Below are 24,210 nucleotides of genomic sequence, written 5' to 3' on the forward strand. Positions count from 1 at the left end.
CGGTAGTTTCTACCGACCGTTCACTCTGCGTATACTCGGTTCGCACGCGACCGCGGGAGGGATGAGATGGCTCGACCACCAGGACACGGACCCGCCTACGAAGTCAAGCGACAGGAAATCATCGATACGGCCGCGGCGCTGTTCGCCAAAAAGGGCTATGCCGCGACCGGGATCATCGAGATCGGCGACACGGTCGGCTTGGCCAAGGGTGCGCTGTACTACTACATCGGCTCGAAGGAAAATCTGCTCGTCGAAATCCAGGGGCGGGTGCTCGATCCGTTGCTGGTCGTCGCCACGCGTATCCAGGAGTTGGATGCGCCGCCACTGGTCAAACTTCGGTTGTTGTCCGAGGAATTGCTGAACGTCATCTTCGAGCGCTTGGACCATATCTGGGTGTACGAACACGACTATCGCCAACTGACCGGCGAGAATCTGTCCCGCATGCTCGAGAAGCGCAAAGAAGTCGAGAATGTCGTGCGGTCGCTGCTGGTCGACGCGATGGCCGACGGATCGCTGCGCAAGGCCGATCCGACGCTGGCCATGCTGCAGTTTCTCAATATGCACAACCGCACCTATCAGTGGCTCGATCCGGACAAGCGATGGGATGCGAAATTCCTGTCGAAGTCCTACTGCCACACACTCTTCAATGGCTTCGCCGACGGCGAATGCGATCTCGAGGCGCTGGAGGCGCAGGTCGAGGCGCAGACAGCGGCGAGTACCGCCTAGCATCTGACCGACCCGAACGCCGCGTTCGACAACCACGTGTTGTCCGACGCGGCGTTCGGCGTTACCGGGGTCTGTGCGCGAGACCTTGACAGATTTGCGGTTTTGGTTTTGTATACCGAGCGTTCTAATTAACTCACTATCCCGACCCGGGAGGCTGGCATGGGTTCGAGGCTCGAAAGCAAGACCGCGGTGGTGACCGGCGCGGGTGGCGCGCTCGGCTCGGCGGTCGCACTGCGCTGTGCCGAGGAGGGGGTTCGCGATCTCGTCCTCGCCGACCTGAATGTCGATGCCATGGCATCGCTGGCGGATGCGTTGCGCGCCAAGGGGATTGCCGTGGCAACCGAACGGCTGGACGTCGCCGACGGTGACGAATTCGACGCGCTCATCCGGTCCGCCGTCGAGCGCAGCGGCACCGTCGATGTGCTGGTGAATACCGCGGGCATCGTCTCGCCGAACGCCCGCATCCACCATCTGTCCACCGAGGACTGGCAGCGCACGATGTCGGTCAACTTGACCGGCACCTTCCATGGCATCCGAGCTGTCGCCCGCGCACTGCGCAAGAAGGCGAATGTCTCCATCGTCAATATCGCCTCCGTCAGCGGGCTGACCGCTTGGGCGTATGCCGCGCCCTACTGTGCGTCGAAGGCCGGAGTGATCCACCTGACCCGGGTCGCTGCACTCGAGTACGCCAAGGAGGGGATTCGGGTCAATGCCGTATGTCCCGGCACCTTTCCGACGGCCGTGCATGACGGCCTGCCCGCCGAGGCGATGAATGCGATCGAGGCCAAGCATCCGCTCGGATTCGGCGCACCTGCCGACATCACCGGCGCGGTCGTCTATCTCGCCAGCGATGAATCCCGTTGGGTCACCGGACATTCCCTGGTCGTCGACGGCGGCTACTCGTTGCCGTGATGTCGCGAAATCGTCGTCGATGGTTGTCTGCCGCGCCGCAGTTGATTAGTCTGACCGGTACAGAAAACTTTCAGCTTCCTCTTCACAGCGAAGGCCCGTGAATGTTCAACTTCGCCGCCGTATTCGACCGGAACGCGCAACAATACGCAGCCGAAATCGCATTGTCCGAAGGCGACCGGGCCCTGACCTACGCCGAGCTGCGCACCCGAGTGCACGCGCTGGCCCTCGCACTGCGTGAACTGGGCGTCGGCGCGGGCGATATCGTCGCCGTGCTGTTGTACAACCGGGTCGAATTCGTGGAAACGATGCTCGCGGCCAATCACATCGGCGCCGCGACCATGCCGCTCAACTATCGGTTGTCCCCGGCGGAATGGCAGTACATTCTCGAGCATTCGAACGCCCGCGCCATCGTGACGGAGTCGGAGTTCACGGCGGGGATCGATGCATTGGCGCCGTCGCTGCCGCTCTTGCGGCATCGCGTGACGCTGGATGCCGCACCGGATGCGTCGTGGCTGGAATACGACGCGCTGGTCGGACCGAATATCGGCCGGACGACCGAAGTCGTCGACGTGGAACCCGATGCGCTGCAACGACTCATGTACACCTCGGGCACGACCTCGCGCCCGAAGGGGGTGATGATCTCGCATCAGAATCTGACCTGGAAGAACCTCGCGCACATCCTCGAGTTCTCGCTGACCGCCGCGGACAACACCCTGGTGTGCGGCCCCCTCTACCACGTGGGCGGTATGGATCTGCCGGGTCTGGCCACCTTCCACGCCGGCGGCCGACTGAGCCTGATCCGCCGTTTCGACGCCGCCGCGGTGATGGACGCGATCGAACAGCTGCGCCCGACCAATGTCTGGCTGGCGCCGTCGATGATGAACGGCCTGCTGCAAATGCCCGATATCGCCGACCGCGACACCTCATCGATCCGCTTCATCACCGGCGGTGGCGAGAAGATGCCCATACCCCTGCTCGACCGGATCGCCGATGCGTTCCCGGGTGCCTGGTTCGCCGATGCGTACGGCCTCACCGAAACCGTCTCCGGCGATACCGTCAACGATGCCGAGCACATGCGATCGAAGGTCGGCTCGGTCGGGCGGCCGGTGGCCGATGTCGAGGTCGCCATTGTCGACGAGCGTGATACCCGTGTTCCGGCCGGACAACTCGGCGAGATCGTCATCCGCGGGCCCAAGGTGACCTCCGGATACTGGCGGGACGAGGCGGCCACCCGCTCGGCCCTGCGCAATGGGTGGTTCCACACCGGCGATATCGGCCGCCTCGACGAAGACGGCTACCTCTACATCGAGGACCGCAAGAAGGACATGATCGTCTCGGGCGGGGAAAATATCGCCACCCCGGAGGTCGAGCGGGTGCTGTACGAGAACCCGGACGTCGTCGAGGCGGCGGTCGTCGGCATGCCCCATCCGCGCTGGGGCGAGGTGCCGAAGGCATTCGTCGTGCTGCGTGCGGGTAGCCACTTCGACGCCGAGGCGCTGAAGGATTTCTGTCGCACCCGCTTGGCCAAATACAAAGTGCCCGCGGCGATCGAATGCATCGACGCCTTGCCGAGAACCCCTTCCGGGAAGGTGCTCAAGCGCGTATTGCGCGACGGTCCTGCCTGAGTCGCTCACACGGCCGCCGCGATATTCCCGTCCACCTGCCCCGAGTCGCCGATATGCCGCAGATACCCCCGTCGCCGCGTGGCCGTCCGATGAGTCGGAATTGGTGATAGCCAGGTACACCCTCCATCGGGGTTCACTCTTTGTCGGTTCGGCCGATCGACCCGCGGCCGAACCCGACCCTAGCCGGAAGCGGCGACTATTGATTGTACCGACCGATAGGTATAACATTCGATACTGTTGCCGGCACGAGGCAGTCGAACGGGAGTCGCAGATGAGGTTTGTTCGCGAGGCAGTCGCATGACCGCGCCGGGGCAGGTGCTGGTGGTCGGTGCGTCGGCGGCCGGACTGTCGACGGTAGAGGCGCTGCGGCGCAAGGGCTTTGCCGGACCGATCACGGTGCTCGGCGACGAACCGCATGCACCCTACGATCGGCCGCCGCTGTCCAAGCAGGTGCTTTCGGGCGCGTGGGAACCGGATCGGGCCGCGCTGCGCAAGCAGGAGATGCTGGCGGCGTTGGATGCCGAATTCGTACTCGGGGCTGCGGCGACGGGGTTGGATTCGCGGACTCGAACCGTACGCACCGCCGCCGGACACGAATTGCGGGCGGACGCGGTTGTACTCGCCACTGGGGTGCGGGCGCGAACATTGCCCGGACAGGATGACCTGACCGGTGTGCACGTATTGCGCACACTCGACGACGCGCTGGCGCTACGAGCGGATCTACTGATCAGCTCGCGGTTGGTCGTCGTCGGCGAGGGCGTCCTCGGTGCCGAAATCGCTGCCACCGCACGCACACTCGGGCTGGACGTGACGATGACTGGTCCGCAGCCGGCCCCCATGGCTTTGCAGGTCGGCCCGATGGTGTCGAAACTGTTGGCGGACTTGCACACCGAGCGCGGTGTGCGGCTGCGTCTGCGCGCCGGTGTCGTCGGCCTGGACGGCGCGGACGGTCGGGTTGCCGGCGTGCGGCTCGACACCGGCGAGGTACTGCCCGCCGATGTGGTGGTCGTCGCGATCGGCGCGGCCCCGGCGACCGACTGGCTGAAAGACAGTGGGCTGCAGCTCGATAACGGTGTGGTCTGCGATTCGCGCTGCCGCGCCGCCGAGGGAATATACGCCGCCGGCGATCTGGCCCGGTGGCATCACGAGCAGTTCGGCGGGCTGATCCGGCTGGAGAATCGGACCAATGCCACCGAGCAGGGCGCGGCTGTCGCCGGTGTGATCATGGGGGAGGGCCACCCCTATGTGCCGGTGCCCTACTTCTGGACCGATCAATTCGACGTGAAGATCCAGGTGCACGGCAGGCTCCCCATCGGCGCCGAGGTCGACATCGTCGACGGTGACCCGGCGGCCGGACGGTTCGTCGCGCGGTACCGCGAGGCGGGTGTTGTCACCGGAGTTCTCGGCTGGAATATGCCCAAGCAGACTCGCCTGCGCCGACAGGAGATCGTCGATGCGCTCCCGAGTCTCGCGGCAAACAGCCCTCGGCCCTGATCGCCTTCTGCCCCAGCCGAATTCACCGAAAGACCAGGAGAGACCCGATGAAGGTTGTCATCGACGAAGATAAATGCGTCGCGGCCGGACAATGCGTTGCCGCCGCTGTCGAGGTGTTCGACCAGCGTGACGAGGACGGCATCGTCGTGCTGCTGAACGAGCACCCATCGGCCGAACAGGCCGAGGACGTCCGTCAGGCGGCGGCCGTCTGTCCCGCGATGGCGATCTCCATCGAGGAATGAAATGTCGACTCAAGGAGACCCGATCATGACCGAGACCGTGGATATCCCCGAATACCCGACGCCGCGAGATGCCAAGTGCCCGTTCCTGCCTCCACCGGAATTACGTGAACTGCACACCGCCGGTCGCGCGCTCTCGCGGGTGCGCACCTGGGACGGCCACACCCCGTGGCTCATCGCGTCGCACGCCGCCCAGCGACAGGTGATGGCCGATCCGCGGGTCAGCGCCAACGACCACCTGCCCGGATTCCCGTTTCTGACCCAGGGCCTGGCCGAGACGATCCACGAGCGGCCGAAGACGCTTTTCGACACCGACGGCGCCGAGCACGCGCGGTTGCGCCGGATGCTGACGAACTCGTTCACGCGCGGGCGGATGGAGAAGGTTCGTCCCGCGATCCAGCGGGTCACCGACGAACTCATCGACGACATGTTGGCGGGCCCGAATCCGGCCGACCTGGTAGAGGCGCTGTCGCTGCCGCTGCCGTCGCTGATGATCTGCGAACTCCTCGGCGTGCCGTACGAGGATCACGAATTCTTCGAGGAACACGCCAAGATCGCCAACGGGCGGGAGGTGTCCGCGCAGGAGAGCAACGCGTCGAATGCGGCGCTCGGCGGTTATATAGGCAAGCTGCTCGAAGCCAAGATGGAAAATCCCGACGAAGACGTGGTCTCGGACCTCGCGGCGCGGGTCAAGGCGGGCGAGCTGGATATGCCCGGCGCCACCATCATGGGCATGATCATGCTCATCGCCGGTCACGAGACCAGCGCCAATATGATCACGCTCGCGACCGCGTTACTGCTGGAGAACCCGGACCAACTGGCACTGCTGCGCGCAACCGAGGACAAGAAGGTCATCGCGAGCGCGGTCGAGGAACTGCTGCGCTATCTGACCATCCCGCATCTGCTTCAGCGGCGCATCGCCACCGAAGATATCGAGGTCGAAGGCCACACGATCCGCGCGGGGGACGGCATCATCAGTTCGTTGCCTGCGGCCAACTTCGACCCGGTGGCCTTCCCTGAGCCCGAGAAGCTCGATCTCCTGCGCGAAGCGCGCCACCATCATGCGTTCGGCTGGGGCCCGCACCAGTGCATCGGCCAGCAGCTCGCCCGCATCGAACTCGAGGTCGTATTCGGCACCCTCTACCGCCGCATCCCGACGTTGCGGCTGGGTGTCGACTTCGATCAGTTGCGGTTCAAGGGTGATTCGCTCGCCTACGGCATCTACGAGTTGCCGGTTGCCTGGTAGCAATCAGTACCCTCATCTCCCAAAACTGGACCGACCGGTATAGGTAACCTTGGGTGCGGATCCCTGAACGGATTGCCATCAGCGCATCGATGGACGAGAGAGGTACCGCATATTCAAGGAGTTCGTCGCCTCCGGTCCAGCTCTTTCTGCGGCCGGATTCGCCTCCAGATCCACATCATCGGGGACCAGCACCGGCGCCGTTGCCGGGGAGCGGGAGTGCCGAGCACTTCCACCTGGAGGCGAATCCATCCGGCCGCGAACCCGGCTTCATCGGCGGATCCAGTGGTCAGAACAGGTAGCGTCCGCCGTTCACGCTGAGCGTCTGTCCCGTGACGTAACCGGCTTCGTCGGAGGCGAGATAGGCGACCGCGTGGCCGATCTCTTCCGGCTGCCCGGCCCGCTTCATCGGCATATGCGCCGCCGCCGCTTCCACGTCGATGGACTGGCGGGTCAGCGGGGTATCGATGAAACCGGGCGGAACGTGGTTGACGGTGATGCCCTGTTCGATGAACTCGACCGCCAACGCCTTCGTCAGGCCGATCACGCCGCCTTTGGAAGCCGCATAGTGGGCCATGCCCGGTGCTCCGGTCTGCGCGGAGGACGAGGAGATATTGATTATCCGGCCCCATCCGGCCGCGAGCATATCGGGGATCAGCGCCTTGGTGACCAGAAAGGGGCCCTTGAGATTGATCCCGATCATGCGATCCCAGGAATCCTCGCTCAGGCTCGCGAAGGGCTCGTAAGAGGTGATTCCGGCATTGTTGACCAGCACGGTGACGGGGCCGAGTTCGGCGCGGGTGCGGGCCGCCGATGCGGCGACGGCGTCGGCATTCGCCGCATCGCCCGCGACCGCGATGGCGGTACCGCCCGTCTCGCGGATCGCGGCGACGGTCTTCTCGGAGTTCTCCAGGTTCAGATCCCAGATCGCGACCGCGGCGCCCTTGGTCGCGAGTACGGTCGCGATGGACTGGCCGATGCCGCTACCGCCGCCGGTGACGACGGCGATCTTTCCGGCGAGTGACATATTCGTTCCTTTGCGTCGAAATCGTTGCCGGGCAGAGTTATTCGCCCAGTGGGGAACTCAGGGCGGCCCGGGCGGCGGCTCGTGCCGCGGTCGCGCGCGGGAATCCGGCATAGCCGCTGGAGTGATAGATGACCTCGGCGATCTCGTCCTCGGTCAGGCCATTGGTCATGCCGATCCGAACGTGGGTGTTGAGCTCGCTCTCGGCCCCGAGTGCGATCAGGATGCCGAGCGTGACCAGGCTGCGATCGCGTGGGGTGAGCCCCTTTCTGGCCCACAGTTGGGCCCACACGTTGACCAGGCCGATGTCGAGGAGGTCCTCGCCGAGCCGACCGTCACGCAGATCGATGTCGCCCTCGGGAAAGACGCCGGGTAGGGCCGCGCGCATCGCCGCGAGACCTTCGGTGCGCAAGTCGGTATTGCTGGTTGTCATCGCGACTCCCATCCCATTCCGTTGTGCCGCTGAATTCGGCAATGTTAGAACAATCGGTCGGTACAATCAATGACTGGGCGGCGTCCCGCGCGAGCGAAATGTTCGGACGGAGGCGCTGTTGATTCCGATCGGATTCGGCTCTAGTCTCGTGACCAACGTCATAGACCGACCGGTCGAAATATCTTTGGCGTCGTGCAGCAGGCGACCCATTCGAGATTGGAGAGCAGATGAGTGGATCGACGAACGTCGCTGGTACGACGGCCGACGCAGTCGACGTCCTGGTGGTCGGCGCGGGCGTGACGGGCATCTATCAGCTGTACCGGGCCCGTGAGGAGGGATTCTCGGTGCAGTTGCTCGAGGCGGGCGACGGCGTCGGCGGGACGTGGTATTGGAACCGCTATCCCGAGGCGCGTTTCGACTCCGAGAGCTACACCTACGGCTACCTGTTCTCCAAGGAACTGTGGGAAGAGTGGGAGTGGTCGGAGCGGTTCACCGGCCAGCCGGAGAACGAACGCTACTTCAACTTCGTTGTCGACCGATTCGATCTGCGCCGCCACATCCGGTTCGGCGTCCGGGTGACCGCCGCGGAATTCGACGAGTCGGCCGGTATCTGGACGGTGCGCACGGATGACGGCGCCGAGCATCGCGCACGCTTTCTCGTCGCCGCCACCGGAGTGCTCTCGGTGCCGTTCATTCCGGAGGTGTCCGGACGCGAGTTGTTCGGCGGCGAGCAGCATCACACCGGCCGCTGGCCGAAGACCCCGGTCGATTTCACCGGTAAGCGCGTCGCCATCATCGGCACCGGATCCAGTGGCGTGCAGATCGTTCCGGCCATCGCCGACCAGGTCGCCTCGTTGACGGTGTACCAGCGGACTCCGGACTGGTGCACGCCGCTGAACAACGCGCCGCTCACCCCGCAGGAGCGGGCCGAGATCAAGGCCGACTTCGAACGGATCCGTGCGACCCTGAACACCTCGCCGAGCGGATTCCTGCACGCGCTGCCCAGCCGCTTTTCGACCGACGATACGGCCGAACAGCGGCAGGCGTTCTTCGAAAAGATGTGGAACAGCCCGGGTTTCACGAAGTTGACCGAAAACTACATCGACTTCACGACCAACCCCGAAGTGAACAAGGAGTTCTGCGAATTCATCGCGGACAAGATCCGCGGCATCGTCACCGATCCCGCGACAGCCGACAAACTCATCCCGAAGGATCACATCTACGCCGGTCGGCGTCCCCCCTTCGTGACCGGCTACTTCCAGGCCTACAACAACCCGAACGTTTCGCTCGTCGCGCTCAAAGAGACCCCGATCGTCCGCATCACCGAGACCGGGATCGAGACGGCCGAAGGCATGCGCGAATTCGACATCATCATCTGGGCGACCGGCTACGACTTCGGCACCGGTGCGCTCAATCGGCTCGGCGTCCGCGGCCGCGATGGCCTTGCGCTCGAGGAGTATTGGGCGGAAGGACCCAACACGTATCTCGGCATCGCGTCGGCCGGTTTCCCGAACTTCTTCTTCCCCGGTGGGCCGCACGGCGCACTCGGCAACAACCCGCGTTACGCCGGCGACCAGGTGGACTGTGTCATAGGGGCGTTGGTGCACGCGCGCGACAACGGCTACGAGGTCATCGAGGTGGACCCCGCCGCGGAGGCGGAGTGGACCGAAACGGTCAACGGCAGCGGGTCGCTGTTCTTGGAGAGCAGCTATTTCTACGGGGCGAACATTCCTGGCAAGGCGGTCAAGCAGCTGCTGAATCCGACCGGGCGGCCCAACCTGCAGCGGCTGATCGCCGAACTCGCCGCGAACGAGTACTCGGCATTCATCTTGTCCGAGGTCGAGGAAGCGGCCGCGTAATAAGCGATCGAGCAGGCAGTTCCGTTCAATGATGGAGAGAAAATGAGCGAATCCAACGAAGCCCGCACCGCGGCCGGCGTGCGTGCGGCGATCGGCGCCCACACCCAGGCGCAGGACGCGGGACAGTCCGATGAAATCGTCGCCCTGTACGCGCCCGACGGGGTGCTCGAGATTCCGGGCATGGACCCGATCAGCGGGCACGACGCGCTGCGGGCGGCATTCGAGGGCTGGGCGCCGACGGCGCCCCAGCGTCACTTCGTCGCCAACACCCTGATCACCGCGCTGACCGCGGAGGAGGCGACGGCCGTGAGCGACGTGGCCTTCTTCCAGCGCGGCGAGGCGGGCTGGGCGGTGCAGGTCGTCGGTCGATACGAGGACACGCTGCGGCACAGCGACGGAGCCTGGCTTTTCCAGCACCGCAAGACAACGTACCTGACCTAGAAGCGTCGAATCCGCCGGAACCAGAACATCTTTGGAGAATCAATGAGCGAGTCCACCCAGGCGCGGGTCGCGCACGGGGTCCACACCGCCATCGCCGCGTACGCGCACGCGCTCGACGACGGACGAACCGACGATATCGTCGCGCTGTTCAGCCCCGATGGCGTCAGCGAGATCATGGGTGTCGGCACCTTCGAGGGCCACGAAGCCATCCGCCAGGTCTATGTCGGATTGCTGCCCACCCAACCGCAGCGACACCTGGTGGCCAACACCGTCCTCACCTCCTGGACCGAGGACGAGGCGACCGCCAACAGCGACCTGGTCTTCCTGCAGCGCGGCGAATCGGGCTGGGCCGTGCTGATCGCGGGCCGCTACGAGGACACCCTGCGTCGCGACGGCGGCGCATGGCGTTTCCAGTACCGCAAAACCACATACGTGATGTAAGAGAGAGATTAGGAGCAACCCGTGACGAAGCGGTGGAAGCAACGCCCGCCCGGCTCGAACTGGGGCGATTTCGGCGACGACGATGAGTTGGGGCGGGTCAATCTGCTCACCCCCGAGAAGGTTCTGCAGGGAGTACGCGAGGTCGAACACGGCATCACCTTCAGCCTGAGCCTGCCGCTGGACTACCCGGGCGGTACTGCGCTGAACCAGCGCCGGTATCCGCCGATCCTTCGGCCGACCGAGGATCTGGCGCACAACCAGGACACCTTCTACAACGTCGTCGCGCGCGACAAGATCGCCCCCAGCTTCATCGATATGTGGAGCGACGATGTGGTGACGCTCTGGCTGCAGTATTCGACGCAGTGGGACTCGCTGGCACATCAGGGCGCATTGTTCGACGCGGATGGCGACGGTGTCGCGGAACCGGTGTACTACAACGGATTTCGCCCCGGGACCGACATCGTCGGTCCCCAAGAGGACGCCAAGGGTGACGGCAGCGGAAGTGTCTCCTTCGCCAAGCACCTCGGTTGCGAGCACATGGCCGCGCACGGCATGCAGGGCCGTGGCGTCCTGATCGATGTCTCGCACCTCGGAAGCGACTGGCAGCCGGTCGATTTGAAGATGCTGAAAGACATGATGGCGAAGGATGACGTCGTCGTGGAACCGGGCGACATGCTCCTGTTGCACACCGGCTTCGCCACCCAGGTTCTCGCCTGGGAAAAGAATCCGGGACCGGAGATCCAGGCCATGTACCCCTACCTCGACGCGACGGATGAGTCGCTGCTGGAGTGGATCGCCGAATCGCAGATCTCGGCGCTCGTCTCGGACAACTACGCGGTCGAAGGCTGGGCGCCCGACAGCGAGACGCCGCACTCGCTGCTGCCGATCCACAACCTGTGCCTGTTCAAGCTCGGCATCCCGCTCGGCGAGCTCTGGTACACCGAGGAACTGGCGACCTGGCTGCGGGAACACGGGCGCAGCCGCTTCCTGCTGACGGCGCCGCCACTGCGTCTGCCCGGGACGATGGGGAGCCCGCTGACCCCGGTCGCGACCGTCTGACGCGGGTTGCTGGATTCCGGATTCGGTTCGGTGCAGGTGAGGCGCTATGCCTGACCTGCACCGAAACTGTTTTCGCTCGAAGGAAGGGAGCGCCGCGATGCCTGTAACGCGCACGGAACGCGCGAAAACCGCCCGCTACCACCGTAAGCGGCAGCAAGTGGTGGATGTCGCCGTCGAGCTCTTCTCGAAGTACGGCTATGCGAGCACCGGGGTCGCCGATATCGGCACCGCCGCTGGACTGGCCCGCGGTGCGCTGTACTACTACATCGGTTCCAAAGAAGAGTTGCTGGCCGAGATCCACGACCGCGTGATGGATCCACTGCTCACCGAGGCCTCGGCGATCGTCCGGCTGGATATCGGTTTTCAGACCCGCCTGCGATTGCTCTCGGAATCGCTACTGCGCCAGATCGTGCACCGGCAAGATCATGTGTGGGTATTTCTGCACGAGCATCATCAACTGCAGGGCGAATACCGCATGCGATTCCGGGCCAAGCGCCAGCGTTTCGAGTCGCAGATCCGCGACGTGCTCGCCGACGGGCATCGGCAGGGCAACTTGCGGGTGCGGGATCTGGAGCTCACCACCCTCGCGTACCTGAACCTGCACAACTACACATATCAGTGGGTGGGTCGGCGCGCGGATCTCCAGGTGGACGAGCTCGCCCGCTTCTATTGCGAGATCTTCTTGAACGGAATTCTGCTCGAGCGGATCGATGAGGCGCAGGCCGAAGCCGAACTGGCGCACGGCCGTTCGGTGCTCGGTGTGCTGCTCGCGAAGGGGCTCGAACACTAGAATGCCCGTCGCTTGCCGCACCTCTCCCACCGGGTGCGGCAAGCGACGGGCTGCTGCCTATCGCCGTTATGACGTCGCGTCTGCGCTCATCTGAGCGAACTGATGCTTCAGGAATGTGCCGGACCAATTCATCAGATCCGTCGGCACGTAGTAGCCGGTCTCGTCATTGATCGCCGCCCAGTGTGCGGCGACATCCTCGATCGTGGCCGGACCCTGGGCCAGATAGCCTTCCGTCGAGGCCAGGAACAGTCGCGCGAAGCGGCCCGCTCCCGCAGTGTAGATCTCGCCGTTGACCGGGCAGCTCTCGTGGGCCAGGAAGGCGGCCATCGGCGCCACCGACTCCGATGGCATGGCCGCGGCGGCGGCCGCGGCGTTCTCGTCGCTGTCGGGATCGCCACCGGCCATGCGGGTGTAGGCCGCGGGCGCGAGCAGATTCACCTTGATCCCGTGTGGTGCACCGGCCAGCTTCGCGCTGCGCGCCAGGCCGATGAGGCCCGCCTTCGCCGTCGCGTACGGCAGGTTGACATCCATGCCGAAGATTCCGCTCGAGGTGGTCAGCACGACCCGGCCGTAGCCCTGGTTCAGAAAATGTGGCCACGCGGCCTTCATGGTGTTGAACGAGCCGAGGAGATGGACGGCCAGATGACGCTCGACATTGTCCAGATCGACATCGGGCAGGCCCGCGTACCTGACGATGCCCGCGTTGTTGATCAGGATGTCGATGTGACCGAACCGGTCCACCGCGGTGTCGATGATCGCCTGAGCCCCAGCGGGTGTCGAGACGTCGTTGCCGTCGGCCACGGCCGAACCGCCGTCGGCGATGATGCCGTCGACGACCGCCTGGGCCGGTGTGGTGTCGGCGCCGTTGCCCTCGATCGATCCACCGAGATCGTTGACGACGACGCTCGCCCCACGTTCGGCCAGGAGCCGGGCGTGGGCCCGCCCGATGCCGCGACCCGCGCCGGTAACCACCGCGACGCGGCCCTCGAAACTCCACTCACTCATTCGCGACTCCTGTCGTACTTCATTGTCGATCCGTGGCCCCGGTCACGGTATTTTAGACCAATCGGTCAGTACACACAATGAGTGCTATCGACCCTGGAAGGTCGCTTTTCGTGGGCCGTTCTCGACGAAGCTGCGCAAACCGTGCTGTCCGTCCGCGCTTGCGAAGCATCGGGTGATCAGGTCGGCTTCCAGCGCCAGGCCCTCCTCGATCGGCATATCGAATCCGTTATCGATCGCCTGCTTGGCATATCGGAGCGCGAGCGGGCCGCGGGCATACGCGAGGCCTCGCTCAACGGCGGCATCGAACACATCAGCGTCGTCCAGCAATTGATCGATGAGGCCGATGCGCAAGGCCTCCTCCGCGCGCACGAGGCGTCCGGTGAGAATCAGATCCTTCGCGGCGGCGATTCCGATGGTCCGTGAAAGGCGTTGCGTCCCACCGGATCCGGGCATGATTCCAAGCGTGATCTCGGGCAGGCCGAGGACGGCGCCGCGGCCGCCGATGCGGAAGTCGGCGGCCAGCGCCAGCTCGCAGCCGCCGCCGAGCGCATAGCCGTCGATCGCCGCGATCGTGATCTGCGGAGCCGTCGCAAGGGCGTGAAATGCCTGTTGCAGCACTCGGTTGCGCTGTCCGAACGCCTCGGGGGGCAGCCCGAGCATTTCCTTCACGTCGGCACCGGCCGCGAAGTGTTCGCCGCCGGTGACCACCACCGCCCGATAGGTGCTGTTGCCGTGCAGCTCCGCTGTAACGGTTTCGAGCAGATCCCACATCTGCTGATCGAGCGCATTCACCGGAGGGCGCGCGATGCGCAGGACGGCCAGTCGCTCGTCGGCGGGATGCGGCTCGAGCCCGACCTTGGCGGGTGCTGGATTGCTGCTCACTATTCGATGCCTCCGTTTATGTGCTACGTTCCCAATAGAGTGTACCGACCGGTCGAAGAATTTATCGATGGATAGACGGTGAGATGCAATGGGTATGGGGCATGCCGACGTATCGGGGCGACGGGTAGTCATTACCGGCGCCGGACGCGGCTTGGGGCGGGTGCTCGCCACTGCCTTCGACGCCGCCGGAGCGCGGCTGGGATTGGCCGCGCGGTCGGAGCACGCGCTGCGCGAGGTCGCGGACTCCCTGCGCGGCGACCCGCTGGTGTGCGCAGGCGACGTGCGTGACGAACAGTTCAACGATACGGTCGCCGAACGCATGCTCGAACGCTTCGGTGGCATCGACGTGTGGATCTGCAATGCCGGTGTGTCGCCGGAGGTTTCGACGGTGACGCGGACCGAACCAGCCGCGTGGCGCGACATCGTCGATGTGAATCTGACCGGGACCTTCCTCGGCGCGCGCTCGGCGGCGTCGGTGATGGGGGCGGGGGGTCGGATCATCGTCACGGGTTCGGTCATCGGTCAGCGGCCGCGTGCCGGACTCGCCGCGTACGCCGCCTCCAAAAGCGGTGCGCACGCGCTGGTGCAGGCCTTGGCGCAGGAACTCGGGCCGCGCGCGATCACCGTGAATGCGGTCGCGCTGGGCTGGTTCGACACCGGGATGGGAGCGCACTGGCACCGAAATGCCGAGCGCGAGAACGATATCGTCGGCCACACCGCCCTCGGGCGCTGGGGAACTCCCGCCGACCTGCCCGGCATCTATCTATTCCTGGCCGCCGAATCCTCCGCCTATGTCACGGGCACGACGATCACCGTCGACGGCGGATATTCACTGCTGTGACCGCTGCTACCTGCGGATATGCGCGGATTCGGTACGACGTCGGCGGTTCGGTCGCGCAATAAAGTATCCTGATTTTCGTCGCGGCCGTCACTATCAGCGCATTCCCGACTTCCGGCCGTGTTCGAGGAGATTCCATGAGCGTGCCGCCCGTCCTGCGCGACCGACTGCGTCTGCCCGTTATCGCATCCCCGATGTTCATCGTGTCGAATCCGGAGCTGGTCATCGCCCAGTCGACCTCGGGCATCGTCGGGTCGTTTCCCACACTCAATGCGCGGCCGGAATCCGAACTGCGACACTGGCTCACCCGAATCACCGAGGCGCTGGCCGAATACGACGCCCGACATCCACGGACGCCGAGTGCGCCGTACGCCGTGAACCTGATCGTGCACAAAACCAACGATCGGCTCGACCACGATCTCGCCGTTGTCGAGGAATTCCGGGTTCCCATCGTGATCACCTCGCTCGGTGCGCGGCCGGAGGTCAACGAACGCATCCATGCCTACGGCGGCATCGTGCTGCACGATGTGATCAACAATGTCTTCGCCCGCAAGGCCATCGACAAGGGCGCGGACGGACTCATCGCTGTGGCGGCGGGCGCGGGCGGGCACGCGGGAACCCAGTCACCATTCGCATTGATCCAGGAGATCCGGAGCTGGTTCGACGGACCGCTGGTGCTGTCCGGATCGATCGGGCACGGCAACTCGGTGTTGGCCGCCCAGGCGGCGGGTGCCGACTTCGCCTATATCGGTTCGATGTTCATCGCCACTGACGAGGCGAACGCGGCGCCCGACTACAAACAGATGATCGTCGATTCGACCGCTTCGGACATCGTCTACAGCAACCTGTTCACCGGCGTACACGGCAACTACCTGCGCGGCAGCATCATCGCTGCTGGACTCGACCCCGACGCCCTACCCGGATCCGACTCCACGGCAATGAATTTCGCCGACGGCAGCGCCACGGATGCGAAGGCCTGGCGCGATGTATGGGGTGCCGGTCATGGCGTCGGCAGCATCGACGCGGTGCGCCCGGCCGCCGCCGTCATCGAACGCCTCATCGACGAATACGAGACGGCGCGGGCCCGGCTGTCGGCCGTACCCGTTGGCATGTGACGGTGGTGCGGCGGCGCTCAGAGTGTCAGCGCTCGGTGCGATCTGAGCAGTTTGGTGAGATTGGTGCTCGCCGAACCCGCCGCCCGCTTAACCGCTTCGGCCACGGCCGGAATGCGTCGGACTTCGGCCACGGTCGCCGCCAGCGCCGCGACGATTTCACCCCCGGGCCCGTGCACGGGTGCGGCGACACAGGCGAGCCGGAACCGGCTCATGTCGGTGTCGTAGGCAAGATCCGCATCGCGGCTCGTGGTGACGTGGCGGCGCCACTCGCGCGCCGAAAAACCGTCCGGCGGTGTGGGATTCGGCTGGCCGAAGGCCAAGACCTGTTCGGCGGCCGTGCCCGGCGGCAGTAGCACTCCCGGTCGCAGCGGAAAGATCTCGTCGATCTCGCGTCCGATGCCGCCGATGAGCATGGTGTGCCCGCGGTCGCTCACGGCGAGGCTGAAGCCGCCACGCTCGGATGCCGCGGTGAGCTGTCGCAACGGCCGTGCCGAGGCCGATCGGAGCAGCTGTGCGGGTTGCCATGTCTGGCCGAGCCGGAACACTCGGGGACCTATCTGGTAGCGACCACCGCGCCGCTGCACGGCTCCCTCCGCGACCAACTGGTTGAGCAGCCGGTAGGCCGTTGCCTTCGGTAATCCCGCCGCCGATGCCAGCCGGGTCAAACCCATCTCGTTGCCATGCGCGAGCGCCTCGAGCAGGGCGAATGCCCCCTCGAGCACGTCGCGTCCGCCGATGGCCCCCATTTTCGCCGTGCTCGCTTCGCTCACTGTCTGTCCTCCCGTGCAGATAGTGAGAAGCCTGCGACTCCCCGCTCTCACCCGCGTTTCACCGACGTCTCACGGTGCTGCGGGGCGGATCACCTGCCAGGCGGTTCTCCCTCGTCGAGCAGGCTGCCCGGAGGTTCGCCCTCGTCGGGAACCCGCGCCGCCCGCACGATCTGGCGCTCGGCCCGACTGGTGAATTCGTCGACGAGCCCCGCTGCCACGGTTGTCTCGAGCGCACCGATCGGACGGACCGCGTAATCCTTCGTGATGTCGTCTTCGACCCGAACATGTATGGCGGGCGGGACTTCGGGATTGTCCATGATCGGCATCGGCTTACTCCTCGAATGTCGGTGCCCGTCCACAGTGGCTGTGCAGGCAAGTGCCCGTCCAGAGCACAGTCCGCTGGGCGAACCGGGCGGTCCGGCGCGGGCGGTCCGCTGTTGCGGGTTCGCTCAGCGGACCCTGACCTCGACGCTCGCTCGCCTCCGGGGGCAGCATTGACCGCAGCACATCAGACCGTCGCCGCGATCGCTGAAAGATGTTGCATCGCTGGTGAAGTCGCTTCCAACGCCGTATCACGGAGTAGCCGATGGCCATCATGGACAATCCCGAAGTCCCGCCCGCCGTTCATGTTCGGGTCGAAGACGACAGCACGAAGGACTATTCGATTCGCCCGATCGGCGAGGTCGAGGTGATCGTCACGGTCGGGCAGGTCGACGAATTCTTCAACCGCGCGGTCGGGCTGATCGCGAACTCGGAACCCGTTCCGGACGGGGACGACGATGTCACGGTTCGCCCGATCGGCGAGGTTGAGGTGGCCGTCACGGCCGGACAGGTCGACGAGTTCCTCAACCGTGCGGCTGGGCTGATCCAGAAGCCGGAACCCGTTCGCGATGGGGACGACGATGTCACCGTTCGCCCGATCGGCAATGTCGAGGTCACTGTTATGGCTGGACAGGTCGATAAATTCCTCGATCGACCGTCGGGACTGATCATCAGGTCGCAAGCCCTTCCCGAAGGGGAGGACGGCGCGACGGTGCGTCCGATCGGTATGCCCGGGGTAACAGTCGCGGACGGCCTGGTGGACGAGTCCGTGAATCGTCCGGCCCAGCTCGTGATCAGCCCTCGGCGGGGGGAGGGCGACGTGACGGTGCGTCCGATCAGCATGCCTGCGGTAGCAGTCGTGGACGGCTTGATCGACGAGTTCGTCAATCGTCCCGCAGACCTCGTTTTCCGCAGTAAGCAGGACGACAAATGACCAGCACATCAACAGGTTTCGGCTTCGCCGACTGGTTCACGCCGCTCGACCTGGCGGAATTCCGCGACGGCGTGCTCGGCCGCGAGGTGCTGGTCACCGAGCCGCGCGCGGATCTGGCCGAACGGCTGCGCGATGCACTCGGCACCCAGTCCGTCGAGGACCTGTTCGTCAAGCGGGTCCGGCAGGTATCGGCGTGGTTTCCGCGATTGGACGGCACGATCAGCTCGGCGGTGATCCGACCGGACAGCGCGCGCACCTTCTACGAAGCCGGGACCACGCTGTTCTATCAGGACGTCGCCGACTTCGCACCGTTGGCGAGGGAAGCCGCCGAAGCCTTCGGGGTTTCGGCCAAATCGGCGAAATGCCAACTGTTCTGCAATCGCCCAGGGGCAGTCACTTCCGTGCACTTCGACCCGATCGACGTGATCACGGTCCAGCTGACCGGCTGCAAGACCTGGCGAGTCGCGCCCAATCGCTTCGCGCCCGCACCACTGGAGGGCTGGGCGCCGAACGATCCGGTGCCCGCGGTCATGCGTATCTACGGCGAAGCCGAGCCACCGTCCGAGATCCCCGACGACGCCACCGAATACCGCCTCGAACCCGGTGCGATACTGCATGTTCCGCGCGGATACTGGCATGAGACCAGTTCCGACCACGATTCGATCTCACTGCATATCCTGCTGATCCCACCACTACGCCTGGATTTCCTGCTGGCCTCGCTCCGCAACGAACTGCTCCGCGAACCGTACTGGCGCGAATCGGTATACGACCTCGACGGCACGCAGTGGCTCACGGCCGGTCAGGATGCCTTCGATGACGCGGTCGCCAGAATCAGCATCGAGGATCTGGTCCGCTCGCCGGTCCCCGAGTCGCCCGTGACCCCCGGGACCACCTTTGTCCGAGCCGGACAATGCGCGTTGCATGTCGACACCGCCGACGCCGACACCGCCGGAATCTCTTTGACCGCCTACGGTTTCCGCGACACCTCGACCACGACCGTGCGCCTCGACCGCGGATATCTGCCCGCGTGCCGGTGGGTGAGCCAGCTGCCGACCGGAGCTGCACTGGACGTCGCCGACGTACTCACTGCGGCACCGGAGCTTTCCGAAGCGGAGGTACAGCAACTGCTCGGCGTCTTCGAGCTAGCCCGCCTCATCCGCCGCATCAGGTAGGCGGTCGCCCTCGGCGGACTCCGAGCAACAGCCGCGCCTCAGCGGCCAGGAACTCCCGCGCGTGCTCGGGCCGCCGAGCGGTCCGGCGGATCCGAAGCCCGCGACCTGGCCGGATGCCCGCGATTCGCGTCGGGAGCGGAATAGTGCCCAGTGGCTATTGACAGGCATCGGCATGCGGGTGCTATACATTAGGGGAGGCTTACCTCTTTAGATGAGGCTAACCTCGTGAAGTGTCCCGCTCGCACAATGAGGCATCGTGTACGTCTGTATCTGCAACGCCGTCTCCGAATCGGACGTGCACAGCTGTGTCGCCGCAGGCGCCAGCTCGACCGCGCAGGTCAAAAAGGCGTGCGGTTGGAAGCCCGGCTGTGGCAGCTGCACCCGGCGCCTTTCCGAGCTGGTCGGCCAGGCTTGCGGGGCGCCCGTCCGGGAGGTCGAGACGTCCGCGGCATAGTCCGACACGATAGGACGTCCTTACCGGTTCGCCGGTTGTGAGCTGTGACACGATCACAGCCATGGAAGGCGACAAGGAAATCATCTCGCTGCTCAACGAGCAGCTGACAGCCGAACTCACGGCCATCAATCAGTACTTCCTGCACGCGAAGATGCAGGAGAACTGGGGTTTCACCAAACTTGCCAAGCACACCCGCCACGAGTCCATCGATGAGATGAAGCATGCGGAGGTGCTGACCGATCGCATCCTCTTCCTGGAGGGGCTGCCGAACTACCAGAAGCTCAACCCGCTGCGCATCGGCCAGACCGTCCCCGAGCAGTTGCGGGCCGATCTGAAGATCGAGATGGAGGCGGTGGACCGGCTGCGCGGTGGCATCGAGCTGATGCGCTCACGCGGTGATGTCACTTCCGCGCGCATCTTCGAGTCCATTCTCGAGGATGAGGAACAACACGTCGACTACCTGGAGACCGAACTCGACCTGATCGAGAAGCTCGGCGAGCAACTGTACCTGCAGCGTTATACCGACACCCCGGAAGACGACTGACGTCGTCACCGGTTCCGGATTGTCGGTGGCGCACGGAACCGGTGACGGTCAGGGGAACCGGTGGTGCGATCGCTCAGTGTATCGGCTGCGTGACGGCGTGGTGTTCATCGTTGACCAGGTGGAATGCGATCGCGAGATCATCGATTACCGCCTGCCACGCAGCCTGACTGCCGTCGCCGCGGGGATCACGGGCCAGCGCGAGCAACATGGTGGCGGCGTCGACGGCCTGAACCGCCGCAGCCAGGAGCGCGGGCACCGGAGTCGGGGCATTGCGGGAGGCCAGTGTGGCGATGTGATGGCGCAGCCACCGTGCGTCGAACTGCGCCTGCGCCGACACATCGCCTACCGCGTCCTGCTCCGCGGTCGCGGCCATCGACCAGTGCCCCATGGAGTGCCCCAGTGGCGCCTCGACTACCAAGTCCCGCAGCTCACTGCCGAGTAAACCGTGTAGCCGACCTGCCAGCTCGGCGCGTTCGACTGGCGGCTCGGCCAACCGGCCGGAAACGGTGTCCTCCGCGTCGGCCTGCAATACCGCCAGCACTGCTCGCAATTGCGCAGCTGTTGCCACCTACGCCCCTCTCCTCGTTCATTCCGAGCTACCGTTGCGCGACAACACTTCGTGGAACCGAACGACCGATCCGAACCCTCCCGGCACCATCCGCTGCACGGCCGTTGGTATCGAAACGTCCGCACCACCGACGGTAAGTGCAGACAAGACGATACAGAAGCAGACAATACCGAGCTACCGCCAAGCGGCAGGTTCGCCGCACCCACTCGATGTGGGCGTCTGTTGCGGTCATCGCGAACATCGGTCGGGACGCCGTCGGCCCCGATCGAAACCGTTGTGTTCAATACTTGAAACCTGCACGTCAGAGGCGGGCGGCTGAGGTCATCTGCTCGGCAGGGGCAATCGGGCGAAATCAATTGCGCGAACACACCTCTGGTACCTGCTGTCGTGCGGCAGGCCTGTCACGTTAATATTGGGGCGATTGCTTTCCTACGAATGCGGCGTGTCCGCCCGACCGAAGGTTGGTGAGTCCGCCGATGTCGGTATCGATGTTCGATGAGGCGCTTCCGCGCGGCGAACGTGATGGTGTCGGTCTGCGCGTCGGCGCGATCATCGACCGAGGTGGGGAAGTATTGCTATTGGAGGCCCACAGCACCGGGCCGCTCCCGCTGACCCGCAAGTTGCCGGGTGCCACCGTGGAACCGGGCGAATCGGTCTCCGCCGCACTGATCCGCGGCGTCCACGAAGAGACCGGGCTGATCGTCACCGATATCGGCCACCACGTCGGCGACTTCGACTATTTGTCGCCAGCCGGAAAGCCGGTGCGGCGCTTGCATTTCGCCGTGGAAGTGGCCGCCACCAGCCCCATTGTCCTGTCCACCCACGCCGATTACGTGTGGGCACCCCTGGACGGAGAACTGCTCGTCACGCCATCCATCCGCGCCATTCTCGATGCCTACCGGGACCTCCTGCGCCACTGACCGAGCCCGCGCATGAAACTCGATATCGGTTGTGCCCGTCTGTTGCGCACGCCGCGACCGCTCTGTCGATCGCGTAGGTGAAGCGGCATCCGGCGACCTGCGTCGACTGGGCGATCCAGCGGATCCACATCGAGGGTTGTCGTGCTCAGTGGTGTGCCGCGCACGCTCGGAACGCGGAACACGAGCAGTGCCGCACGATGCGATGACGGTGATCGCCGCGGGACCGGAGTGAGTCGGCACCGCTGCGCTGCCTCGGGGTGATGGCGGTTGTCATGGAGCCGATGGCGGCTGCCCGGCGGGTGTCGGTCGTTGCCGATCTCCGCTCATGATGTTACTGACTATTCATGACTGATCGATCGCCTGTCCAATGAAGTTGCGAATGGCATTCGGGTATTAGCCGCTGATATGGCGTATCTCCCATCCTATTCGCGCCGATAAGTTACTCTGAATTCATCGAGAAGCTGGCCGCATGTCCGCTGGAGGAGGGGTAGATGACGAGCAATGCGGTTGCCGGGTGGGATCGCCCGGCATTCACCCGAGTCCTGCCGATCGGTCGCACCGGTCCCGTTGCGATGCGTCGGGTTCGGAACATGAAGGCCCTCAGCGGGATTCTCGGCGTGGAGCTGACGGTCTTCGAGTTCGTCATCGTGCTCCTCGCCGTCGGTCTGGCCCTCCTGTCCGTGCGGTCGGCGTGGCTGGGGCTCGCTCATCGCACTCGACGTCTACCGAATCCGACAACGGAAGGAATCCGATGACCGCCACCGCACAACCGCTGCCGCAACCCACGCTGGCGCCACTGACCACCGCGGAAACCCGAATCCACATTCCGGCCATCCATCGTTCACAGACCAAGCGGCCGCTGAAACTCGCCGACGCACTGGACTTCTGGAACTTCGCGGGGGCCGCGGCCAATGTCGTGATGCAGATGGCCCGCCCCGGTGTCGGCTATGGCGTTTCGGAGAGTCGCGTCGAATCCGGCGCGCTCATGGTGCACCCGTGGAAGCGGGCCCGGACCACTACACAGTATCTGGCGGTGGCGATCCTGGGCACCGAGGACGAGATCGATGCCTACCGGGAGGCGATCAATGTCGCACACCGTCAGGTGCGTTCGGGTCCGGACAGCCCGGTCAAGTACAACGCCTTCCACCGTGATCTCCAAAAGTGGGTTGCCGCTTGCCTTTTCATCGGATTCGAAGACACCTACCAGCTGTTGCACGGCAGGATGAACGATGAGCAGGCCGAGCAGTTCTATCAGACCGCTGCCACCCTGGCCACCGGGGTGCAGGTCACCAAGGATATGTGGCCCGCCACCAGGAAGGACTTCGACGTCTACTGGAACGAGGCCAGCAGGCACGCCGTTCTCGACGACAAGGTCCGCGCCTACCTCGATGATCTGCTGAATCTGCGGATGATCCACTGGTATCTGCGGCTGCCGTTCCGAAACCTGTTGAAGTTCTTGACGATCGGCTTCCTGGCGCCGTACTTCAAGGAACAACTCCAGGTCGAGTGGACCGATGCCGATCAACGCCGGTTCGAACACCTCTTCCTGTTTGTCGGATTCGTCAATCGCTTCATTCCGCGGTTCCTGCGCTTCGCCCCCACCTACGCGCTGATGCGAGACCTGCGGCGACGCATCCGCAAGAACAAGAGTCTCATCTGACCGGTCACCCCTTCGGATCGTGCCGTCGGTGGGATTCTCGCCGTCGAACAACAGGCGGTGGGCAACCGATAGGCTCGGCTGGCCACCGGTGCTCGCTGCGAGGAGGTCTGATGCGCACGCACGGCTGGTCGGGGACGGCCCCGGCCGACGACGTCGAAGCCGTCGAGCGCATCTTGACCGCGGCTCGGTCCGCGATCGAACGCCGCGGCGGCGAGTTCACCATGGCCGAAATCGCCCGCGATCTCGGCGTGACCCGACAGACGGTCTACCGCTACTTTCCCAACGCCGATGCATTGCTCAGAGCCACCGCGATCGCCGAAACCGGACGCTTTCTCGACGTCCTCGCCGAGCACCTCGCCGGGATCCGCGACCCGGCCCGAGCGGTTGTCGAAGGTATCGCCTACACCCTCGAACGGCTGTCCGAAGACCCATACCTGAGCCTGCTACTCACCCCGGGCCGGGCCGGGGGATTCTCCGCCGGGGTCACCTCCGACACCGCGCTCACCTTCGGCCGATCGATACTCGAACGGTTCGCGGTCGACTGGACGCAGGCCGGCATCGGCGACGCGGGCTTGGACGAACTTGTCGAGCACATGCTGCGCATCGTCCAATCCTTCGTCATCGACCCCGGCCGCCCGCCGCGCCGCGGTCCAGATCTGCGCGACTATCTCACCAAATGGGTCGCACCGGCAATCGGTGCTCCCACTGCGCCGTCGGCGGCGGACTGATCGAACTCCGCGC

General features: G+C 65.0%; 28 protein-coding genes. 21 read left to right on the plus strand and 7 right to left on the minus strand.

Annotated features, from left to right (window positions below; genetic code table 11):
- The first annotated feature begins 66 nt into the window (after positions 1–66).
- From AB0L58_RS16860 to AB0L58_RS16885, 6 genes are all read left to right on the plus strand, one after another.
- Positions 67–726, plus strand: coding sequence for a TetR/AcrR family transcriptional regulator (locus AB0L58_RS16860; protein WP_364387413.1), 660 nt, complete (start codon positions 67–69; stop codon positions 724–726).
- A 159-nt stretch (positions 727–885) separates the two neighbouring features.
- Positions 886–1,638, plus strand: coding sequence for an SDR family NAD(P)-dependent oxidoreductase (locus AB0L58_RS16865; protein WP_364387415.1), 753 nt, complete (start codon positions 886–888; stop codon positions 1,636–1,638).
- A 101-nt stretch (positions 1,639–1,739) separates the two neighbouring features.
- Entirely contained in the window at positions 1,740–3,263 is a 1,524-nt protein-coding gene (locus AB0L58_RS16870; protein ID WP_364387417.1) for a long-chain fatty acid--CoA ligase, read from the plus strand.
- Between the two features lie 297 nt (positions 3,264–3,560).
- Entirely contained in the window at positions 3,561–4,757 is a 1,197-nt protein-coding gene (locus tag AB0L58_RS16875; protein ID WP_364387419.1) for an FAD-dependent oxidoreductase, read from the plus strand.
- Positions 4,758–4,804: 47 nt separating this feature from the next.
- Positions 4,805–4,999: a ferredoxin gene (locus AB0L58_RS16880; protein WP_040701300.1), complete on the plus strand. Its 195-nt coding sequence runs from the start codon at positions 4,805–4,807 to the stop codon at positions 4,997–4,999.
- A gap of 25 nt (positions 5,000–5,024) precedes the next feature.
- Positions 5,025–6,242, plus strand: a complete 1,218-nt coding sequence (locus AB0L58_RS16885) for a cytochrome P450 (protein WP_364387422.1) — start codon at positions 5,025–5,027, stop codon at positions 6,240–6,242.
- Between the two features lie 286 nt (positions 6,243–6,528).
- Here AB0L58_RS16885 and AB0L58_RS16890 read toward each other — a convergent pair whose 3' ends face one another.
- Complete coding sequence (locus AB0L58_RS16890) at positions 6,529–7,266, minus strand: SDR family NAD(P)-dependent oxidoreductase (RefSeq protein WP_364387424.1); 738 nt, start codon at positions 7,264–7,266, stop codon at positions 6,529–6,531.
- A gap of 37 nt (positions 7,267–7,303) precedes the next feature.
- Positions 7,304–7,696 carry a carboxymuconolactone decarboxylase family protein gene (locus AB0L58_RS16895; protein WP_364387426.1) on the minus strand — a complete coding sequence of 131 codons (393 nt, stop codon included), beginning with the start codon at positions 7,694–7,696 and terminating at the stop codon, positions 7,304–7,306.
- A gap of 227 nt (positions 7,697–7,923) precedes the next feature.
- Between AB0L58_RS16895 and AB0L58_RS16900 the strand changes: the two genes are divergently transcribed.
- The 5 genes from AB0L58_RS16900 to AB0L58_RS16920 all read left to right on the plus strand — a co-directional run bounded on the left by AB0L58_RS16900 (position 7,924) and on the right by AB0L58_RS16920 (position 12,286).
- Positions 7,924–9,555, plus strand: coding sequence for an NAD(P)/FAD-dependent oxidoreductase (locus tag AB0L58_RS16900; protein WP_364387428.1), 1,632 nt, complete (start codon positions 7,924–7,926; stop codon positions 9,553–9,555).
- 42 nt (positions 9,556–9,597) lie between these two features.
- Positions 9,598–9,996 carry a nuclear transport factor 2 family protein gene (locus AB0L58_RS16905; RefSeq protein ID WP_364387430.1) on the plus strand — a complete coding sequence of 133 codons (399 nt, stop codon included), beginning with the start codon at positions 9,598–9,600 and terminating at the stop codon, positions 9,994–9,996.
- A gap of 42 nt (positions 9,997–10,038) precedes the next feature.
- Entirely contained in the window at positions 10,039–10,437 is a 399-nt protein-coding gene (locus AB0L58_RS16910) for a nuclear transport factor 2 family protein (protein WP_364387432.1), read from the plus strand.
- 21 nt (positions 10,438–10,458) lie between these two features.
- Positions 10,459–11,496: a cyclase family protein gene (locus tag AB0L58_RS16915; RefSeq protein ID WP_364387434.1), complete on the plus strand. Its 1,038-nt coding sequence runs from the start codon at positions 10,459–10,461 to the stop codon at positions 11,494–11,496.
- A gap of 97 nt (positions 11,497–11,593) precedes the next feature.
- Positions 11,594–12,286 carry a TetR/AcrR family transcriptional regulator gene (locus AB0L58_RS16920; protein ID WP_364387438.1) on the plus strand — a complete coding sequence of 231 codons (693 nt, stop codon included), beginning with the start codon at positions 11,594–11,596 and terminating at the stop codon, positions 12,284–12,286.
- Between the two features lie 66 nt (positions 12,287–12,352).
- On the opposite strand, the gene AB0L58_RS16925 is transcribed toward AB0L58_RS16920, so the two are convergent.
- A complete protein-coding gene (locus AB0L58_RS16925; RefSeq protein ID WP_364387440.1) occupies positions 12,353–13,291 on the minus strand; it encodes an SDR family NAD(P)-dependent oxidoreductase in 939 nt (312 codons plus the stop codon).
- 84 nt (positions 13,292–13,375) lie between these two features.
- Positions 13,376–14,173: an enoyl-CoA hydratase/isomerase family protein gene (locus AB0L58_RS16930; RefSeq protein WP_364387442.1), complete on the minus strand. Its 798-nt coding sequence runs from the start codon at positions 14,171–14,173 to the stop codon at positions 13,376–13,378.
- An 88-nt stretch (positions 14,174–14,261) separates the two neighbouring features.
- Here AB0L58_RS16930 and AB0L58_RS16935 point away from each other — a divergent pair, with 88 nt between their 5' ends.
- Complete coding sequence (locus tag AB0L58_RS16935; RefSeq protein WP_364387444.1) at positions 14,262–15,014, plus strand: SDR family NAD(P)-dependent oxidoreductase; 753 nt, start codon at positions 14,262–14,264, stop codon at positions 15,012–15,014.
- A gap of 134 nt (positions 15,015–15,148) precedes the next feature.
- The gene (locus AB0L58_RS16940; protein WP_364387446.1) at positions 15,149–16,126 is read left to right on the plus strand and encodes a nitronate monooxygenase family protein; all 978 of its coding nucleotides are present in this window, start codon (positions 15,149–15,151) and stop codon (positions 16,124–16,126) included.
- A 17-nt stretch (positions 16,127–16,143) separates the two neighbouring features.
- Here the strand turns inward: AB0L58_RS16940 and AB0L58_RS16945 are convergent, their stop codons facing one another.
- Both AB0L58_RS16945 and AB0L58_RS16950 read right to left on the minus strand, forming a co-directional pair.
- Complete coding sequence (locus tag AB0L58_RS16945; protein WP_364387448.1) at positions 16,144–16,896, minus strand: helix-turn-helix domain-containing protein; 753 nt, start codon at positions 16,894–16,896, stop codon at positions 16,144–16,146.
- Positions 16,897–16,985: 89 nt separating this feature from the next.
- Complete coding sequence (locus AB0L58_RS16950; RefSeq protein WP_364387450.1) at positions 16,986–17,222, minus strand: hypothetical protein; 237 nt, start codon at positions 17,220–17,222, stop codon at positions 16,986–16,988.
- A gap of 260 nt (positions 17,223–17,482) precedes the next feature.
- On the opposite strand from AB0L58_RS16950, the gene AB0L58_RS16955 reads away from it, so the two are divergent.
- From AB0L58_RS16955 to bfr, 4 genes are all read left to right on the plus strand, one after another.
- Positions 17,483–18,151: a hypothetical protein gene (locus AB0L58_RS16955; protein ID WP_364387452.1), complete on the plus strand. Its 669-nt coding sequence runs from the start codon at positions 17,483–17,485 to the stop codon at positions 18,149–18,151.
- The gene (locus AB0L58_RS16960; protein ID WP_364387454.1) at positions 18,148–19,323 is read left to right on the plus strand and encodes a cupin domain-containing protein; all 1,176 of its coding nucleotides are present in this window, start codon (positions 18,148–18,150) and stop codon (positions 19,321–19,323) included. Before AB0L58_RS16955 ends, AB0L58_RS16960 begins: the two co-directional genes overlap by 4 nt.
- Before the next feature lie 256 nt (positions 19,324–19,579).
- The gene (locus AB0L58_RS16965; RefSeq protein WP_364387457.1) at positions 19,580–19,777 is read left to right on the plus strand and encodes a (2Fe-2S)-binding protein; all 198 of its coding nucleotides are present in this window, start codon (positions 19,580–19,582) and stop codon (positions 19,775–19,777) included.
- A 61-nt stretch (positions 19,778–19,838) separates the two neighbouring features.
- Positions 19,839–20,321, plus strand: coding sequence for a bacterioferritin (bfr, locus tag AB0L58_RS16970; RefSeq protein ID WP_364387459.1), 483 nt, complete (start codon positions 19,839–19,841; stop codon positions 20,319–20,321).
- A 73-nt stretch (positions 20,322–20,394) separates the two neighbouring features.
- On the opposite strand, the gene AB0L58_RS16975 is transcribed toward bfr, so the two are convergent.
- Positions 20,395–20,889: a hypothetical protein gene (locus AB0L58_RS16975; protein ID WP_364387461.1), complete on the minus strand. Its 495-nt coding sequence runs from the start codon at positions 20,887–20,889 to the stop codon at positions 20,395–20,397.
- Between the two features lie 476 nt (positions 20,890–21,365).
- Here AB0L58_RS16975 and AB0L58_RS16980 point away from each other — a divergent pair, with 476 nt between their 5' ends.
- The 4 genes from AB0L58_RS16980 (at position 21,366) to AB0L58_RS16995 (ending at position 24,197) form a co-directional block, all read left to right on the plus strand.
- Entirely contained in the window at positions 21,366–21,809 is a 444-nt protein-coding gene (locus AB0L58_RS16980; RefSeq protein ID WP_364387463.1) for an NUDIX hydrolase, read from the plus strand.
- A gap of 491 nt (positions 21,810–22,300) precedes the next feature.
- Positions 22,301–22,564 carry a hypothetical protein gene (locus AB0L58_RS16985; protein ID WP_364387465.1) on the plus strand — a complete coding sequence of 88 codons (264 nt, stop codon included), beginning with the start codon at positions 22,301–22,303 and terminating at the stop codon, positions 22,562–22,564.
- Entirely contained in the window at positions 22,561–23,469 is a 909-nt protein-coding gene (locus AB0L58_RS16990) for an oxygenase MpaB family protein (protein ID WP_364387467.1), read from the plus strand. Before AB0L58_RS16985 ends, AB0L58_RS16990 begins: the two co-directional genes overlap by 4 nt.
- Before the next feature lie 110 nt (positions 23,470–23,579).
- Positions 23,580–24,197, plus strand: coding sequence for a TetR/AcrR family transcriptional regulator (locus AB0L58_RS16995; protein WP_364387469.1), 618 nt, complete (start codon positions 23,580–23,582; stop codon positions 24,195–24,197).
- The last annotated feature ends 13 nt before the right edge of the window (positions 24,198–24,210 follow it).

The organism is Nocardia sp. NPDC052112, from assembly GCF_040680135.1.
Taxonomy (GTDB): Bacteria; Actinomycetota; Actinomycetes; order Mycobacteriales; family Mycobacteriaceae; genus Nocardia.

Coding starts and splice junctions, on each gene's coding strand:
- AB0L58_RS16950 (WP_364387450.1), bottom strand. CDS start 17,222: ATGCCGATCATGGACAATCCCGAAGTCCCGCCCGCCATACATGTTCGG.
- AB0L58_RS16925 (WP_364387440.1), bottom strand. CDS start 13,291: ATGAGTGAGTGGAGTTTCGAGGGCCGCGTCGCGGTGGTTACCGGCGCG.
- AB0L58_RS16990 (WP_364387467.1), top strand. CDS start 22,561: ATGACCGCCACCGCACAACCGCTGCCGCAACCCACGCTGGCGCCACTG.
- AB0L58_RS16875 (WP_364387419.1), top strand. CDS start 3,561: ATGACCGCGCCGGGGCAGGTGCTGGTGGTCGGTGCGTCGGCGGCCGGA.
- bfr (WP_364387459.1), top strand. CDS start 19,839: ATGGAAGGCGACAAGGAAATCATCTCGCTGCTCAACGAGCAGCTGACA.
- AB0L58_RS16870 (WP_364387417.1), top strand. CDS start 1,740: ATGTTCAACTTCGCCGCCGTATTCGACCGGAACGCGCAACAATACGCA.
- AB0L58_RS16920 (WP_364387438.1), top strand. CDS start 11,594: ATGCCTGTAACGCGCACGGAACGCGCGAAAACCGCCCGCTACCACCGT.
- AB0L58_RS16900 (WP_364387428.1), top strand. CDS start 7,924: ATGAGTGGATCGACGAACGTCGCTGGTACGACGGCCGACGCAGTCGAC.
- AB0L58_RS16890 (WP_364387424.1), bottom strand. CDS start 7,266: ATGTCACTCGCCGGAAAGATCGCCGTCGTCACCGGCGGCGGTAGCGGC.
- AB0L58_RS16865 (WP_364387415.1), top strand. CDS start 886: ATGGGTTCGAGGCTCGAAAGCAAGACCGCGGTGGTGACCGGCGCGGGT.
- AB0L58_RS16955 (WP_364387452.1), top strand. CDS start 17,483: ATGGCCATCATGGACAATCCCGAAGTCCCGCCCGCCGTTCATGTTCGG.
- AB0L58_RS16960 (WP_364387454.1), top strand. CDS start 18,148: ATGACCAGCACATCAACAGGTTTCGGCTTCGCCGACTGGTTCACGCCG.
- AB0L58_RS16895 (WP_364387426.1), bottom strand. CDS start 7,696: ATGACAACCAGCAATACCGACTTGCGCACCGAAGGTCTCGCGGCGATG.
- AB0L58_RS16995 (WP_364387469.1), top strand. CDS start 23,580: ATGCGCACGCACGGCTGGTCGGGGACGGCCCCGGCCGACGACGTCGAA.
- AB0L58_RS16980 (WP_364387463.1), top strand. CDS start 21,366: ATGTCGGTATCGATGTTCGATGAGGCGCTTCCGCGCGGCGAACGTGAT.
- AB0L58_RS16910 (WP_364387432.1), top strand. CDS start 10,039: ATGAGCGAGTCCACCCAGGCGCGGGTCGCGCACGGGGTCCACACCGCC.
- AB0L58_RS16940 (WP_364387446.1), top strand. CDS start 15,149: ATGAGCGTGCCGCCCGTCCTGCGCGACCGACTGCGTCTGCCCGTTATC.
- AB0L58_RS16935 (WP_364387444.1), top strand. CDS start 14,262: ATGGGTATGGGGCATGCCGACGTATCGGGGCGACGGGTAGTCATTACC.
- AB0L58_RS16905 (WP_364387430.1), top strand. CDS start 9,598: ATGAGCGAATCCAACGAAGCCCGCACCGCGGCCGGCGTGCGTGCGGCG.
- AB0L58_RS16885 (WP_364387422.1), top strand. CDS start 5,025: ATGACCGAGACCGTGGATATCCCCGAATACCCGACGCCGCGAGATGCC.
- AB0L58_RS16985 (WP_364387465.1), top strand. CDS start 22,301: ATGACGAGCAATGCGGTTGCCGGGTGGGATCGCCCGGCATTCACCCGA.
- AB0L58_RS16860 (WP_364387413.1), top strand. CDS start 67: ATGGCTCGACCACCAGGACACGGACCCGCCTACGAAGTCAAGCGACAG.
- AB0L58_RS16880 (WP_040701300.1), top strand. CDS start 4,805: ATGAAGGTTGTCATCGACGAAGATAAATGCGTCGCGGCCGGACAATGC.